Here is a 16985-nt window from a genome sequence, read left to right on the forward strand (position 1 = left end):
AAAATCAGCAAGCTAAATAAACAGCTAATAGTTAACTAATCCTTTTCATCAGCTCATCTCTAAACACATCGCCTATCGGAATCATTATTTCATCAATGTAAATATGATTTCGTTCAATACTTGTTATTTTATTAATAGAAACTACAAAAGACCTGTGAACGCGAATGAATTCAGCGGAAGGTAATTTCTCAAGAATAGAATTGATAGTTAACAGTGTAGGAATCTTGCGCTTTAAAGTATTTATAGAAATAAAGTCTTTCATTCCTTCTATAAACAGAATTTCATGATGGTCGACCCGGAAAGTTTTATAATCAGATTTGACAAATAAACAATTTTGTTGATTCCTATTGTCTTTCTGATTTAGTCTTTGTTGGGCTTTTTGAACTGCTTTTAAGAAACGTTCGAAAGGAATAGGTTTTATTAGATAATCAACGGCGTCTATTTCAAATGCTTCAGGAGCAAACTGCGAATAAGCAGTAGTAAAGATAATTAATGGTGGTTCCTTTAAAGACTGGACAAATTCAATTCCATTCATATCTGGCATATCAATATCCAAAAATACCAGATCAATATGATCAGTTCCGAGTATTGCTAAAGATTCTAAGGGATTGGTAAACGTTTGAACTAATTGTACAAGAGGTAATCGGTCAACATAGTTTTCGATAATCTCTAAAGCTAGGAATTCATCATCTATGGCTATTGATCGTATCATAATTGTTGATGTTGTATAGTCATTGTGGCTGTAAAGTTGTTGTCCTCCTTTATAATTTCAAAGTGGCAGCACCCGGGATATAACAGATGTAATCTCCTTTCTAAATTTTGTAGCCCGATACCCCCAATTGCTTTCTTTTTGTTGCTTTTAATCTGATTACTTGTTTTGAAAACAAACGTTTCTTTTGTAATGCTTAACTCTAAGCTTAGCGGATCTGCACCATGTTTAAATACATTTTCTACCAAAGGAAGAAATAATAAAGGTTCAACGGTAATATTGCCGATCTCTCCTCTGACAGTTAGTAATTCTTTGTGCTCATCTTTACTTTTCAACCCATGTAAGGCAATGTAGTCCTTTAGTATTTCTATTTCAATGGAAAGAGGTACCTGCTTATCACCTGTCTCATATAACAAATAACGCATGATCTTGGATATCTGCAATATGGTGCCTGGTGCCTGTGGTGAATTTTTTAGTGTTAAACTATAGAGGTTATTGAGGGCATTAAAAAAGAAATGTGGATTAATTTGAGATTTTAAGAAAGAGAGTTCTGTCTTAAGTTTTTCATTCTCCAGTTCCCGATCCCGATACTTTTGCTTAAACCAATCTACACTAAAGCGGATAACTATTGCCAATAATACAAACCAGCCATTACTGATTGCTCGTAAAAGAATTGGAAAAGAAGCAAAGATCTTGCTGGTCAGAAAGCCGGTATCCGAGAGCGGGAACTGGATAAATAAAAATAAGACAGAGAATAGATATAGCAGCCCAAGGTTGGTTAGTATCCAGGTTATAGGCTTAATTTTTTTATAAATATTTGGCAATAAATAACTGAAGTTGATATAAAAGATGATCGCCTGAAAAAAGATGCCCAAACCGTAATAAGTGATTAGCCTGTTTGAATTTGCACCTCTGTCATTCATACTATATACCAATACCAGATACATACACCATGCTATACTATGCAATAGTACCGGTAAGTATTTGTCTGTTTTTCCTTCTGTACTGATCATTTAATGCTATTTAATCATTTACCTGTGTTTTTAAAAATCTTTCTGTTAAAGCACACAATTAAGCCTCCAACAGGTAGTTTTTTAGTGTAAATGAACGCTATGCATATCCCAACTATTCTGGAGAAAATTGACCACTTGAAGTGAACCCCAAAAGTTTTTGACCACTTTTGGGGTTCACTTTATAATTTTTTTTGAGGATCGCCCCTAATAAATAAGGTTGGTAAATCTCATCCTTGCTTTACAAAATTTAAAAGCCTTGGGATTCTTCATAATTAGGGCCGTACATAGATGGTACTTTATTTCCCGTTACCCTAAGGTGTGAGATAAGCTCTCCGCGATGATGATACAAATGGTTATAAAGAAATCCTCTGATCACCTGAATTTTCGGCATTGGTGGCATAATTGGGTTACCTCCTGCAGACATTGTCCAGGTATTCATATACTGTGATTCATCAGAGTTTTCTATTACAGTCTTTGCACTTGCAACATTTTCTTCAAACTTTCCCAGTATGTTAGCGGCTTTGCTGATATCACCTTTGTCATATTTATAAGACCCCATATCAAATTCATCCTGGGCAAATGTAGGGCCATACCAGTTGTATACTTCGGCAATATGCGAAGCTAGCTGACCTACTGACCAAAGATGTGGCTGTGGACGGTATTCTAAAGCACTGTCCGGAATCATTGATAATAACTTTCTTGTGTTTTCTGCTTCATGCAGGAATTCACCAATTAATGCTTGTTTCATCATTTTTATAGTAATTTATTCAATATAAAGCTAAGGAATATTTCCCCGCGTTCATCCTAAAGTCAATTAAATTGTACGTGTGTATTTCGAGAAAAATGGGGTAGAGGATATTTGCTAATTATCGTCATCTGTCTATAGTTTAAGCTGATCACCAATTAAGGCCAAACTGGTTCTTGGTCACTTTTCTGCAAACTTCCGGCAAGTTGTAAAAGGACTGTAAAGCTTTAGGCGGATAAGACCCTTTGCTTGCACTGCCACAAAGTACACATTATGTACTGGATGGTTTTATTTGGAAATTGAAAAGCAGCGAGGAAAAATAGCCCAAAACATCGGCTCGTTTTTTACGATAAACCGCTCTAATAACAGCTAAAATAACTTCTAAATGTTCTAATAGGTTTCCAAATACCCCACTTAAGGGCACGAAAAAAGGATGAAATACGACAATGATAATAGGGAACTTATTCTCATTGGCCATTCTAACCCGTTAGTGGTTTTTTTTATGTATTTTTAGTCAGTAGCTATAAGTAAAATTTTTGATGACAAACGCTTTGACTTGCATTATTGTTGATGATAACTATTTGGATAGACTTGCTATTGAGATAGAGTTGAAAAATCTTGATAATATAAAATCGCTGGGAAGTTTTGCAAATGCAATGGAGGCCCTCGAAACCATTAGGAATTACAAGCCGGATATTTTATTTCTTGATGTAGATATGCCTGATGTAAATGGTTTACAGCTTTTTAGAAATATTAATTCCTATACTCCTATATGCGTTATCATTTCATCTTATCCTGAATACGCAGTAGAGGGGTTTGAATTGAAGGTGTTCGATTATATTTTAAAGCCGTTAACTCCCGAACGTTTTGATGTGGCTATGAAACGTTTGTTTGATTTTATCCAGATCAGAGAAAAAGCAATGGCATATACCACGTTATTTGAGAACGAAAAAGTGGTTTTCAAAGAAGGGCATAATGTCATCTACTTAAACATTCATGAGATCATTTATCTGGAGGCTTTTGGAGACTATACTAAAGTTGTCACCGGACTTAAGAGCTACCTAACGCTTGCTACTTTAACAAGTTTTCTTGAAGAACTTCCATCGGATAAATTTACCAGGATACACAGAAGCTATGCTATTGCCAGGGAAAGAATAAAGCTGATCTGTAATACATCAGTAGGGATTGGGGATGTGAATTTACCTATTGGCAAAACTTATCGTTCCTTATTATCTCAAATTAAGCCCTGATATGCTGCGACGCCCTATTTCACTTTCTCAGATTTTTAAATGCCTTATGTTATCGGTTTTTCTGATCTGGATATGGGATAAACCAGTCTTTGCGCAGGAGAGGCCCGATCTTTCTAAATATACTTCTTCAACGGAGAAGCTGGAGGCCTGGCGTTTATACTGTAATGAGCTGTTGCGTCAAAGTGAACTGACGACTAAATTAATCTCAGAAGCCAAATTTGGATTAAGTATGTGTAAGGCAGGTGATATTAAAAATCAAGCCATGTTCTCTTTATTTACAGGATGCGCTTATGAGAAAAGTTTAAAATATGATAGTGCCGTTTATTTTTTAGAACGGACGGTAACTTTGGCCAGAAAGATCAATAAAACAAGTTATCAAATAACTGCATTGAGCAGATTAGCCTATGTATATCATTATGTTTCAGATGTTCCCAAGCAAAAGTCCACTTTGAACAGAATGGTTAAAATTGCTGACACCTCAAAAGATCTTAATGTTAAGAGCCTTACAGCCACTGCTCTTGGTGGATATTATTATGACATAGATGATTATGAGAAATCAATCCAATATAGATTGCAGGAAGTTGAACTGTATAAACAACTGTTAAAGGTAGATACGGCAACTACTGATGTAGCAAATTTAGGGTATTCGTTAAGTAATATAGCCGCAATGTATAATAACCTTAGTCGGGAAAAAAAAGCAATTGAATATCTCGATGAGGCTAGAATATATATAGGTAAAAATATTCTCAGAAATGGGGAAGAGACCTTGTACCGAAATTATTTGATGTCGTATCTGGGATTAAATAATATTGACAGTGCTAAGGCTTACTATCAGCGTATTTATAAGGAGATGGGAAAGGACAGTCTTTACAGTCTGCTTACCTATGCGAACCAACAGATGGGCGAATACTATTTTGATCATGATAAGGTAGATTTAGCAGCTCATTATGTGAAGCTTGCCCTCCGTTATGCTAAAAACGCAGCTCAGGTTGATCCTGTTGTTGAAAGCGAACTGCTTTTTGGAAAGGTATTATACAAGCAAAAAAAATATAGCGAAGCCATCCGGGCCCTTAACTCTGCTTTAGGTGAAAATTCGTATGAGTTTGATAAAGCATCATTAGCCTCCATTTATGTGCACCTGGCTAAATCGTACGCGGCTTTAAACCAGTGGGATAAGGCTTATTCTCATCTGGAAAAATATAGTCTGCTGAATGATACGCTGAAGATTGCAGCAGCAAATAAGAACTTTAACGAGATTGAGGGCAAGTATCAGAATACCCAGAAATTACAGCAAATCAGACTTAAGAATCTGGAGCTAAACAAAGGAAAGACCGAACGGCTATGGTTAATTGCCGGACTTTTGTTAATGATTGCGGTCATTTCATTATTAGCTATTATTTACCGAAATAAGAAGAAGACTGCTGATGTACTGGATGAGAAAAACAGGGCACTTGCTAAGTTAAATAACGATCTGGAAGTAGCCAATCAAACTAAAGCCAAGCTCTTTAGTATCATTAGTCATGATCTCCGTTCACCAATCAGCCAGGTTTATCAGTACCTTAAGCTTCAACAACATAATCCACAGCTTCATACAGAAGAGCAAAAGAGTCAACTGAGTTCAAATATCCAGGAAGCAACTGGTACCTTACTGGAAACCATGGAAGATCTGCTTTTATGGAGTAAAACTCAGATGAACCATTTTAATCCGAGTTTCGAGAAGATAGAAATTTTGCCCTTAGTTGAACAATGTCAGCAATTGCTAAAGCTGAACAGTGACTCAAAAAATATTGTGGTGAAGAATAACCTAAATGCTTCAACATCTGTAACAACAGATCCCTATTTCTTACAGATTATTGTCCGTAACCTGCTTCAAAATGCAATAAAGGCTGCTCCTGAGTATTCGACTATTGAAATTGATAGTGAACAGCAAAACGATCAAGTCAGGCTCCAAATTACCAATCAGGGAAAAATGTTTGGCCAAAAGGAGTACGAAAGTCTGTTGAAAAATGAGAATATCGATAAAGGACTATCTGGTCTAGGTTTGAAACTGGTAGATGAGCTTGCTCTTAAACTTGGTTTATCAGTACGATTTGTTGATACAAGAGGCAGTATTATTACCGCAGAGATTCTATTTCCTAAAAACTAATCTCCTTCCCTTTCCTTCAACGATTATTTCTATTCGTTCATCGATCAGATAACGGTATGGCTAAATAGTGGCCATATCTTCAGCCTATTAATTATGCTCAACCAATCATTCTAAATACGCTGACTATGAAAACCAGAAATTTGTTGTTAATATTAATGATCCTCTGCTATGTTATTAGTGGATGTACATCAGAGGGACTTACCGGCCCGGAAGGACCTGCCGGAGCTCAAGGACCGCAAGGATCTCAAGGTGAAGCCGGAAGTGTTGGCCCAATTGGTGCCGCTGGAAAAGATGGAAGTATCATCTATAGCGGGGCTGGAACACCTCCTGCAGCTTCTGGCAGTGCGGGAGATTATTATCTCGACCGTTCTACAGGAAATTTGTATGGCCCAAAAACGGCTGCAGGATGGGGAACACCTCTATTATTAATGGGAGTTAAAGGTGCTACGGGAGCCACAGGTGCTGCCGGTACAAATGGCACAAATGGTACGAATGGCACCAATGGAGCCAATGGTACAAATGGCGCTGCAGGAAGTAAAACGTTAAGTGGCACTACTATTCCTTCAGTTACACTCGGAAGCACAGGGGATTACTATCTTGATAAAACTAGTTATTTACTTTATGGGCCTAAAACAAACGCAGGCTGGGGTATCCCGATCTTGTTGCGTGGGGCTACCGGAGCTCAAGGGCCAAATGGGGCTGCAGGGAAGGATGGAAGCATTATTTATAGCGGATCCGGAGTGCCGGTACCAACAATTGGAATAATTGGGGATTATTATCTTAACCGTAACAATGGAAATTTATATGGTCCTAAAATAGCCACTGGCTGGGGAACACCAATTATTTTAATGGGTGCCGCAGGTAAAGATGGGGTCAACGGCACCAACGGTACGGATGGCACAAATGGTACCAACGGTACTGATGGCGCAAATGGTACCAATGGAGTTAATGGAAGCACTACATTTAGTGGTTTTGATCTACCCGCACCAGCTTTAGGAGCAGTGGGCGATTATTATCTGAATAAATCGAGTTATCTGTTATATGGTCCTAAAACAAACGCAGGTTGGGGTATTCCGATCTTGTTAAGAGGGGCTGATGGGGCGCAAGGTCCTACTGGTCCTGCAGGAGCAGATGGAAGTGTGATTTATAGCGGAGACAATGCACCTGCAATTAATTTGGGTAAAGTTGGAGATTACTATTTCGCTCGTCTTTCTGTTACAATGTTTGGCCCTAAAACTACCACAGGATGGGGAACCGGCGTTTCTTTGAAAGGTGCAAATGGAACAAATGGCACCAACGGTAGCAATGGTACAAACGGCACGAATGGAACAAATGGTTCTTCTGTATTAAGCGGAGTAGGCATTCCAGCCAGTACTATCGGTAAAGATGGTGATTTTTACATAGACGTTTCAATTTATACCATATATGGCCCTAAAGCAGGTGGAGTTTGGGGTACCTCAGGTACTTCCCTAAAAGGGCAAAACGGTGCAGATGGTAGTGCCAATGTGATTGCTCTTGAAACTTCAGATAATGTAACTTTTAGCTGGGTACTTCAGTATGGTGATTATTTTTTGAGAAAACAAGGTGCCTCGGCTAATGACACCACCACGGTATATAATATTCCTGCCGCCAACATTAATGCCGTAAGTAAAGGTATTGTAATGGTCTATATCCGCAGAGCATATGGTGCACCGGGAACCTATAACTGGCAGCAGTTAAATTATACTCAGGCAACCTCGATGGGTTTCTCTCTCGTTTATACATATAGTTTAACTGTTAATGCCAGCAGTGCATTTACCAGGATTTCCTATAAGGATCCGAATGTGACCCATAATGCTTTTGTGGTTGATAAAGTAAGGATAGTTATTGTTCCACAGAGTTCATCGGGTGTGCTAAACAGCACAAATAAGAATATACCAATGCTTCAAACGATGCAGAAACTCAATCTGCAAGAAAAAGATTTCCAAAAACTGCAATAATAAGTTTTAACCGGGGTGCTTCATTCTGCATCCCGGATTCTTTAACTGAATTACATCTCTGATAATTATGCCTACTATGAAAAGCCTGGTCCTATGCTTATTTTTTCTGATGGTCAACGCCGGGTATCTGGCTGCTCAGGATTTGGAACAACTGGTAAAACAAAAACCATTTGCCATTAACGGAACCCTTGGTTTGGGGGTAGGTACCTATAATTCAAATGGTATCCCTGCCAGGCAAAGAGCATTTTCTTATATGCTTAGTGGTGCACCTACCATCTCAATATATGGTGTTTCTTTCCCCTTTAGTGTAGTGGTCAGCGATCAGCAAAGGGGCTTCAGACAACCATTTAATCAATATGGTATTAGCCCTAACTATAAATGGCTGACTTTGCACGCAGGTTGGCGCAGTCTTGAGTTTTCACCGTTTACATTGGCCGGACATACCTTTCTTGGGGGGGGTGTTGAAGCCAATCCAGGTAAATTGAGATTTGGATTTATTTATGGAAGGTTCAATAAGGCAATAGAAGAAGACCCATTGCAGTCCAGTGCATTCGGACAAACCCCTGCTTATAAAAGGGTGGGTTATAGTGCTAAACTTGGCTTGGGTACAGAAAATAACCACTTCGACCTTACATTTTTAAATGCAAAGGATGAAGTAAGCTCGTTAAAGAACCCGGTGTTGACCAGCGGATTAAAGCCTGCTGAAAACATGGTATTGGGCATATCGGCCAGATTCAACTTTTTAAAGCATTTTATATTTAATCTTGATGCCTCAGGCAGTATCTATACTAATAACAAGTTGTCGGATACGATAGACCACCTTCAGCTTGCAAAAGTAGCCTTTATCAGAAAGCTGATCACTTTAAATACTTCTACCCAGGCACTAACAGCCGGGCAAACCAGTTTAGGCTACCAGGGCAGTAATTATAATGTTCTATTAAAGTACCGCAGGGTAGACCCGGATTATAAGTCAATGGGAGCCTATTACTTCGAAACGGATGTACAGAATTATACGGTAGAAGGAGGAGTGAGGCTAATTAAGGGGCAAATGCAGATCAACGGTAGTCTGGGTTTACAGAACGACAATATCCTTCATGATAAATCTTATCGATCTAACCGTAAAATAGGGTCTTTAAATGTGTCGTATAATACCCAGAATTATGGCGTGGATTTAAGGTACTCCAACTATGGAATTACACAAGACAGGGGCCTGAACCCGATAATTGATACTTTAAGGGTAGCCCGTACAAATCACAATATCAATGCAATGTTAAGGTATAATATCCCAGGTGAAAGCATTAATCAAGGAATTGTGCTGGTGGGCAGCATCCAGTCGCTGGTAGATTTAAATAATTTCACTTCCGCTCAAAATAAATCAAATAGTAAAACTGTTAATCTATCCTATCAGCTCAGTTTTATACCGCAGGCAGCTGGCATTAATGCTGGTGTTAATTATACGGTTGCCAATATATCCTTTGGTAAAACAGTGTTTTACGGTCCTTCAGTGGGGGTCGATAAACAGTTTGAAAAGGGAAAGTACCTGGTTAACGCTTCCTTAAGTTACCAGCAGCAACAGAACAATGCTAAGAATGCCGGGAATATTCTGAATGGCACACTCAACGGATCCTACCGGATCACCCCAAGAAATGCAGCTGCTTTATCATTAAGTTATCTGAAGAGCAACTCAAAAGACATTACGCTGCCCTCTTTTAACGAACTGCGGAGCAGTCTGAATTTTACCCATTCTTTTTAACCTGTAAAAATAAACTACATGAACAAGTTATCTCTTATTAAGGTCTCAAAAAGAACAATAACCATACTTGCTGCTTTGATTTTTATGAGTAGTATGGTCTTTGCGCAGGCAACAAACAGTGTTAACATTACGGTTAATATCGTTCCTCCATATTCTCCATATTATGCCGACTATTCCGGTTCCAACGCAGGTAAGGTGCTACTCATTTTACAAAACCTTACCAATACGCAGAAGACGATAAAACTGGCAGGACAGCTAGAGGGCGACAATGGGATAAAGATCAGTACCAGGTCCAATTATGTGCCGCTGCAGGCCATTGTTTTAAATCCTAATGAGACCAAACAATTAAACGGACTGGCATTAAAGGATATTTTTGACATCAATACCTTAAATGTGTATGGGGTAGATAAGGTAAAGATCATACAGACATCGCGGTTGCCTGAAGGGAATTATTCGTTCTGTTTGCAAGCCCTTGATTACAATAATAATCAGCTGTTATCGGCATCTGCGCCTTTGGGTTGTACCAATATCAGCATTGCTTATCCTGAACCTCCGATCCTGATCTGGCCACAGAATTCTTCGGCGGTTCCTCCGGTAAATCCAACAGTGATTAATTTCAACTGGACCAATCCCGGTACTGTACCTATGGGTACCCAATATATTATTCAGATGGCCGCAATGCCTGATAATGTAGCTAAAGACCCAAATCAGCTGCTCAACGAAACCTCTTTTCCATTGCTTTCACAAACAGTTAACGGCTTTAGTTATAACTATACTATCGGTAATCTGGGGTTGCAACCGGGCAAGAAATATGCATGGCGTGTTCAGGCAGTTGATCCTTCTGGTAAGGTAGTTTTTAAAAATAATGGTTTCAGTGCAGCCAGCGTTTTTCTTTATGGAGAGCAGCTCCCGGCAACACAAATGCTAGCTGTTAATCAGATGAAAGAGATTTCGATCCTGATCCCTACTCCCGACTCAATGGGTAAGAAGATTGATGTAAACAATAAGCAGGCTTTATATCTCCGCTGGAAACTCATTAACAGCGACGTGGATATAACATCAACACCTAATCGTACACGAGGAAGAAATGGTGCTCCCAGAATGGTCAATACCAGTATTGAGGGAACTTATGTTCCGATGAAGTATACTATTGAGATCAGGGATAAAGCAACAAACAAGGTTGTGGACAACAGAGAGGCTTTAGATATGTTCTATTATACTGAAAAGGCAGATTCGCCTCCGGTATTTGTGAACGGCCGTGCTTATGATTTTTACATTAAGGCTTATTCTATCAAACAGCCGCAGAATGCAACTTCTGATAAAACCGCTATAAACATTCCGTCAGCTAGCCATTCGATGAAAGATTATACAGAAATAGCCGGAGAAAGTAAAAAAGGGTCATTTATCTATAATAAAATACCGGATACGACTGCGACACAGAAATATATGATTCTGGCTGGTACAGTAAAGTACAAATTTGATCAATACCCGGAAGTATATCCAGTTTCAGGAACATTGCAACTGACCCGATATTATCGTCAGCTTTCGGAAGATGGGAAAACAGTGATCAAGGATAACATAGCCCCAGGTGCTACTGAGCAGACTAAATTCGTTGTAAATGTAACAAAAGATGGATTGTTTAATGCTGTGGTTCCCGCTATAACCCCTCCTAAGGGTTTAATAACCTGTTACAGGATAGATTATCCGGCAAACAATTACTATAGCAGTCCGGAAAAAGTAATTGAACTGAGAAACCTGTCGGTAGGCAATGTAGAGGTAGGTGAGTACATTTCTAATGTATATAGCTATAACTTAAACCTTCACATCACCAAAGGATATAAACAAAAGTATAGTAAAAAGAATGTGGCAACTGTTTCTGAGGCAATTGGGGGCTTAAAAGTATTGCTATACCGGTTAACAAAAGGACCAGAGGTGCCACGTTATGAAGGTCAGGATACTTCGCTGAACGTTAGTCTGGCTAAGGATAAGGATGTGATGCCACCTGCTGTGCTTGTTGCTTCGGGGATAACTAAGGTTTCCAATATTCCGAATGCCTATAATGAGGCCGTTGTAAGTTTCAATCACCTGCTTTGTGCAATAAATGCCAACGACCTATACTGGATCAAAGTCTATGATCCGAAAAGCAATACGGTGGTAATCAATACGCCATTTAATTTCCGCAGACCGCAAAAAACGCTGGCACCACCGGTTAGGTATTATACCAGTTATGAAACGCTAAGTGATTATTCATACTTAGTAGAAAAAAATCTGACCTGGACAACAGAAGAGGCTCCTGTAGCTTCAGTGAAAGGACGTTTACTTTATAGATATAGTGATGGTATTAGTGGTGCAAAGCCTTTGGCCAATAAAGTAATCTCATTGAAGCCTTTTATTGTATTGCAAGCACCAGGCAGTAATAAGACCTATGCACTGCCTTTATCTAAAAGTGATTTCCTGAATTTGGACGGCAGGGATGAACCAACACCTGAAGACAAGAAGCTGTTTGGTTATATCAATGGTTTTAATGAGGGTGGGTCACATCCGGTTACAACAAATGCTGATGGGTCTTTCGAATTTAAAGATATCCCTTTATGGGACTCTGTTTTTGTTTCAAAAGGAATGTATAATTTTTTCTTCCCCTTTCCTAGTATACCAGAGCCTGAAAAAACTAATCCAGCAGGGAGTACGCTTAAAGATTTGTGGATGGCAGGAATTCTTGGTAATAAGGACGATGCCGATGCATTGGCTAAAGCATTCAAAAAGATGGTAGAGGAAGATTCAAAAAATCCGGTGCGGGATGAATTTGATCCACAAAAGATTGGTAACATGACCACCATCAAAGAAGGGGTTGATATAACAAAAAAGGCAACTACTAAACGAGGCGGTCAGCTCAATACAGTAGAAAACAACAGCGGCGGATATCAGATTACCAATGTCCAGGCTAATGTTGTTAAAGCTGTCGTTACGATTAAAAGTAATATTTTGAAAAAAGGACCAGCTGAAATAGAGGAAATGAGCAATACCGAAGTGCCGTTAAAGGATGTTCCTAAGGGAATTTCAGCTCCTGCTCCATGTAATGCAAAAGTAGTATATAGGATAGTAGTGCAAGATGAGGACGTTTATTGCAGTCCGGATAATAATATCGAAATTAATCCTTTACAAAGTCTGGATGCAGGAATTCTCTACAGTACAGTACGTACGATGAGGGTTAAAGCCAGGGTATTCAGAGCGGATGAATATGTTAAAGAACAAGGTATTAATAATAAACAGGTACTCAGCATTCCAGCCCATTTATACAATAAATTTTTAGTACCCGGTTTAAAGGGCGAAGGAGAAACACTTCATGCCCCTAAGGATAATAATAAAATGCTTTTGGATAAGGCTGTTACCGAGAAGGAGGGAATTACCTTTAATCACCTTATTAAAAACAGCGATTATGTGCTTAAAGCAATAATTGACGAGGAAGCCAATAACAGCACTTCTTATCAGGCCTCGGACCTTACGTTCAACTTTAGGTCGCCTGAAAAGGATGTAACTACTCAACTCGGTAAAACCTTTCTTTTTAATGATGATTTTAAAGAAGAAGAATTCGATGTTGATTTAAAACTACAGCCGGATCTTCCAATCATTGCCGGAAGGGTATTAAATGCAATTGGCACAAAAGGAATTGCAAGCGCCAATGTAACGCTCCTGGTAAATGTTGCCATGCCTAGTCCTTTTAATCCGGCATATCTGATACCAACCCCAGTACCAATATCTGTTCCGGTTGATAAAAATGGATATTTCTCCTACAAGTCATCTCTTTTTTCGGGAAGTGAGATCAGAGTAATTGTTGGGGCTAGCGGATACAAACCTTTAGCTCAGAACGACTCAACAAAAACCGGGATATATGATTTTAATGTTAGTAAAATGCAGAACGGACAAAAGGTATTTAAAAATCTTTATTTTATGCCTGCAGCCTCTATTAAAGGAAATGTGATAAATGCGAAAAAAGAGCATATTCCTGCTCTATACAAAATAGAGGATATTGATTATATTGAGGAAACGATACCGGAATGTAATGTAGGCCAGTCGGTTCAATCAGCTTCGAACACATCGGGAAAGATTATCGGAAATACATCGATATCAGGTGCAATGCAGAAGAAGGTCAACTCATCCCACCTGGCGTTTCTTGATAAACTAACGAGTTCATGTAAAGAGACTTTTGAGGCATTTACACCGATGGGTGCCCCAGCTAAACTGATCATCATTCCAAATGATCTGAAGTATTTCAACGATACTTTAAGCATAGCTAAAGTAACTGATGTATACAATTTATGGAACTTTGAACGGGTGCTTACCACCAGAGAACACCGCATTGAGTTTGAGGTTACAGGCCCCAATAAGAAACCGGTTAAGGATGCTAAAATTCAGATCCTGGATAAGGTGTTGTATACGAACATGTTTGGCAGGGTAAGAGTTAATTTTATGAACATCAGTGAAAGCAACTTCACTGTTAGGATAACACCTCCTGAAGGGCAGAATTATATTGAACGTGAATTTACCTTCACTAATGAAGAGACCAAAAATTTTGTAACCAAGTCTATTAAGTTGTCTGAAGGGCTGGTTATTGGGGGCACAGTAAGCCTTAATGGAGCTCCTGTGGGTGGTGCCGAGGTTTATATCAATAATGGTGGAGGTACACTGATTAAAACACTAACGGGAAATAATGGTGTTTATCACCTGGAAGGAATACGACCAGTAGTGGGGCGTGCCAGGAGATCAATGGTAACCATACACGTATCTGGCCCAGCCCGGTCTTCAGGTACGGTGCTTGCTCAAAAACAGACCATAGCTGTTGAGGATACTCAAACAGCCAACTTCGACCTTACTTTGCTAGAAGATGTAAATATCAGAAGTTTGCTGGGTTATGATGTAGCAATAACTACTGCAACTCCAACCGCAGATGGCTATAAACTAAGCGGTGAACTAAATTTAGGCAAGGCTGAGGGTGATTTTAAAGTGCCAGATGCAGATCTTCGCATTGGTTTTACAGACATCGAAGTGAAAACGAGCGGAAGGGATGATAAGGGGCTCTTCACAGTTGAGCCTAAAGGCGATATTGTGTTGGATAACAGTGTTTTTAAAGCCAGATTTAAAGATGCATATAATGCCAGGATCATGAGCAATCCAGATGAGGATGGCATGATTCTTAAAAAATTAAGTCCGGGAACTGGTGTTTTAAATGTTCATGCTAAAATTGTAGACAATTCCTTTTATTTCCCGAGTAGCTACCTGGCCTTTAAGGGTTCGGAGTTTTATTTTGCCACTAATAAAGGACAATTATCTAATGCGATTGACGCCTTTTCTACTGAAAAGAACTTTACCAGCCCTACCTATTATTTTACCAACAAGGATAAGGGGGCCATTCAATTCTCTTTACTACAGTTTCCTGCCAGTACATTGCCTTTGGAAACCTATTTTGCAAATGGTAAAATCAGGTTATTGCCCGTGATCACACCTTCAGGTATTAATACCTTAGGCACTCCTTTATCCATCAATTTACCCGAGATCTTGATAGACAAAACAAGCGTGAGTCAGATTAACGGGAAGGCTCCACTTGAATTTAAGCTGGATACAAAATGGACGGTGGTGGTGCCTAAATGGGAATTCTCTACAGAAGAGGCGGGAATTGTTGCGCTTAAAAATAGCGCTAATTCAATTAAAACGGGGGTGCTTGATATTCCGTTCTCTACCTTTCGTCTGCGTAATGACATCCTGCTAATCGATAATGCTAAACTAAACTCTATTAACCTGGGCGGAATTATACCCTTAAATGTGAGTACTGAAACAGAATCAACTTTTGGATTGGATCAGAAAATTGGTGCAGACCTGGGTAAACATTATATTTTGAGGCTACTTGGTAAAGGTGGTGTAGCTGCGGGCAGTATCCCTAAGCTTACCGGTTTTGACAAAGGGATTGATATTGCTGCGGTAACCCTGGTGAGCAACGGCGAACAGTATGTTGATTTTGCAGCCAATTCTAAAAGTATTAAGGCTTTTAGTCTGATAGATTTTCAGCCACTCATGATCGAATCATCGAATAACGATTTTACGATAATGGGTAATGTGGATTTGGGTATTCCAAGGGTACAATCCTTTTACGGGGGCTTTAAATACAGTTCTGTAACTAATGTTGTTCCTGAATTTAAGGCCGTTAAGTTTGATATTGGAAAAGGATATGTGGTATTTGAATCGCCTGTAAAAGCTAAAAAAACATTAACCGACGGACGTTTTGAATTTGAGGGTACAGTATCCGAGCCCAACGGTCAGCTGAATCCAATTAATGTTTCATTGGTTCGCGATTTAAATTCTACGATTATTTCGCAGCTTGGTGTGAATACATTTGATTACGGTTCGGGTACAACAATGGATGTCAGCAATGCGACTACCAGTGTGTTAGCAAAAGACAAGGACTGGGATTACCTCACTTTTACAGGCAGAATGAGGAATGGAGGAAAGCCGATGGAAGATTTCCAAAATGACAATCCGATTCCCTTTAAGGTTTATGGAGAGATTGCTTGCGATGACGGTGAGCTTTCGGTAAATAGCATTGGAACTCCTTTCGGACAAATGCGATTGGTATTCAACTGGCCTAAGAAAGAACTGATGGGGAACCTTCAGATTAAGGATCTGGATTTTGGTGGGGTAAAGATGACGGGAGAGGCCGAGGTAGCAATGGGTGCAAACGGATTTTACATGTTTGCCGCTGGTAATGTGAATTTCGGTGTAACTCCATTCAGCCCTGTAAGGGCAGGACTGCTGATCGGAAGGTACAAGAAGCTGCCTAAAAATGTGTTTTTCAGAGCCATCCAGTTTAACAGAAATAATAAAGATTTGCCGGTGCCCGTTTGTGGTACTGAGTATGATTTTAAAGGGATGTTTGTATCCGGAAGAAAAGATTTGTTTGAACCATTTGATTTTAAAATGGATCTGCCGCCGTTATTTCCATTATTAAGTGTGGGTCTTTCGGCCGAGGTTGGAGTTGATGCCTCCCTATTCTTAAATTTTGCCAGTACGCCAGAAATCACCCTCTCAGTTGGGGCATTTGGAAGTGTGGCTATTTCTGCTGCATCAATTACCGGAACTTCAGCTTCTGGTTCAATTAACGTAGATGTTACAGGAAGAGTAACTTATAGCAATGCTTTCAAAGCCACTTTCTTTTCAGGATTAAAGCTTGGTTATTCTGTAACACAGAAAATTCCTTTATTGCCGGATATTCATAAATCAGGTAGTTTGGAACTCTCTGCCCAGGCAACTTTTGATACCTCAGCCAAAGATGCAGTGAGCTTTAAACTCTCTACATCTAGTGCAACTGCTATAAAATGTGGCGAGGCCATTAAACAATAAT

At 39.3% G+C, this 16985-nt stretch carries 8 protein-coding genes; 5 read left to right on the forward strand and 3 right to left on the reverse strand.

Translation table 11 applies throughout. The features are described 5' to 3' along the window. Positions 1 to 31: 31 nt before the first annotated feature. The 3 genes from HQN83_RS12110 to HQN83_RS12120 form a co-directional block, all read right to left on the reverse strand. Positions 32 to 712: a LytR/AlgR family response regulator transcription factor gene (locus tag HQN83_RS12110; protein WP_217277380.1), complete on the reverse strand. Its 681-nt coding sequence runs from the start codon at positions 710 to 712 to the stop codon at positions 32 to 34. After that, on the reverse strand, positions 709 to 1722 hold the full coding sequence (locus HQN83_RS12115) for a sensor histidine kinase (RefSeq protein ID WP_173090613.1): 1014 nt from the start codon (positions 1720 to 1722) through the stop codon (positions 709 to 711). Before HQN83_RS12115 ends, HQN83_RS12110 begins: the two co-directional genes overlap by 4 nt. 247 nt (positions 1723 to 1969) lie before the next feature. Then, on the reverse strand, positions 1970 to 2473 hold the full coding sequence (locus HQN83_RS12120) for a DinB family protein (RefSeq protein ID WP_173090614.1): 504 nt from the start codon (positions 2471 to 2473) through the stop codon (positions 1970 to 1972). A 533-nt stretch (positions 2474 to 3006) separates the two neighbouring features. Between HQN83_RS12120 and HQN83_RS12125 the strand changes: the two genes are divergently transcribed. The 5 genes from HQN83_RS12125 to HQN83_RS12145 all read left to right on the forward strand — a co-directional run bounded on the left by HQN83_RS12125 (position 3007) and on the right by HQN83_RS12145 (position 16984). Further along, the gene (locus HQN83_RS12125) at positions 3007 to 3717 is read left to right on the forward strand and encodes a LytR/AlgR family response regulator transcription factor (protein WP_173090615.1); all 711 of its coding nucleotides are present in this window, start codon (positions 3007 to 3009) and stop codon (positions 3715 to 3717) included. A gap of 46 nt (positions 3718 to 3763) precedes the next feature. Next, positions 3764 to 5863 carry a tetratricopeptide repeat-containing sensor histidine kinase gene (locus tag HQN83_RS12130; protein WP_173090616.1) on the forward strand — a complete coding sequence of 700 codons (2100 nt, stop codon included), beginning with the start codon at positions 3764 to 3766 and terminating at the stop codon, positions 5861 to 5863. Between the two features lie 125 nt (positions 5864 to 5988). Then, positions 5989 to 7842, forward strand: coding sequence for a collagen-like domain-containing protein (locus HQN83_RS12135; RefSeq protein ID WP_173090617.1), 1854 nt, complete (start codon positions 5989 to 5991; stop codon positions 7840 to 7842). A 76-nt stretch (positions 7843 to 7918) separates the two neighbouring features. Then, positions 7919 to 9595: a hypothetical protein gene (locus HQN83_RS12140; protein ID WP_173090618.1), complete on the forward strand. Its 1677-nt coding sequence runs from the start codon at positions 7919 to 7921 to the stop codon at positions 9593 to 9595. An 18-nt stretch (positions 9596 to 9613) separates the two neighbouring features. Beyond that, positions 9614 to 16984 (forward strand): carboxypeptidase-like regulatory domain-containing protein, encoded by a 7371-nt coding sequence (locus HQN83_RS12145; RefSeq protein WP_173090619.1) that lies wholly within the window; start codon positions 9614 to 9616, stop codon positions 16982 to 16984. The last annotated feature ends 1 nt before the right edge of the window (position 16985 follow it).

It is taken from the genome of Pedobacter foliorum, assembly GCF_013266735.1.
Lineage (GTDB): Bacteria > Bacteroidota > Bacteroidia > Sphingobacteriales > Sphingobacteriaceae > Pedobacter > Pedobacter foliorum.

Coding starts and splice junctions, on each gene's coding strand:
- HQN83_RS12110 (WP_217277380.1), bottom strand. CDS start 712: ATGATACGATCAATAGCCATAGATGATGAATTCCTAGCTTTAGAGATT.
- HQN83_RS12115 (WP_173090613.1), bottom strand. CDS start 1,722: ATGATCAGTACAGAAGGAAAAACAGACAAATACTTACCGGTACTATTG.
- HQN83_RS12120 (WP_173090614.1), bottom strand. CDS start 2,473: ATGATGAAACAAGCATTAATTGGTGAATTCCTGCATGAAGCAGAAAAC.
- HQN83_RS12125 (WP_173090615.1), top strand. CDS start 3,007: ATGACAAACGCTTTGACTTGCATTATTGTTGATGATAACTATTTGGAT.
- HQN83_RS12130 (WP_173090616.1), top strand. CDS start 3,764: ATGTTATCGGTTTTTCTGATCTGGATATGGGATAAACCAGTCTTTGCG.
- HQN83_RS12135 (WP_173090617.1), top strand. CDS start 5,989: ATGAAAACCAGAAATTTGTTGTTAATATTAATGATCCTCTGCTATGTT.
- HQN83_RS12140 (WP_173090618.1), top strand. CDS start 7,919: ATGAAAAGCCTGGTCCTATGCTTATTTTTTCTGATGGTCAACGCCGGG.
- HQN83_RS12145 (WP_173090619.1), top strand. CDS start 9,614: ATGAACAAGTTATCTCTTATTAAGGTCTCAAAAAGAACAATAACCATA.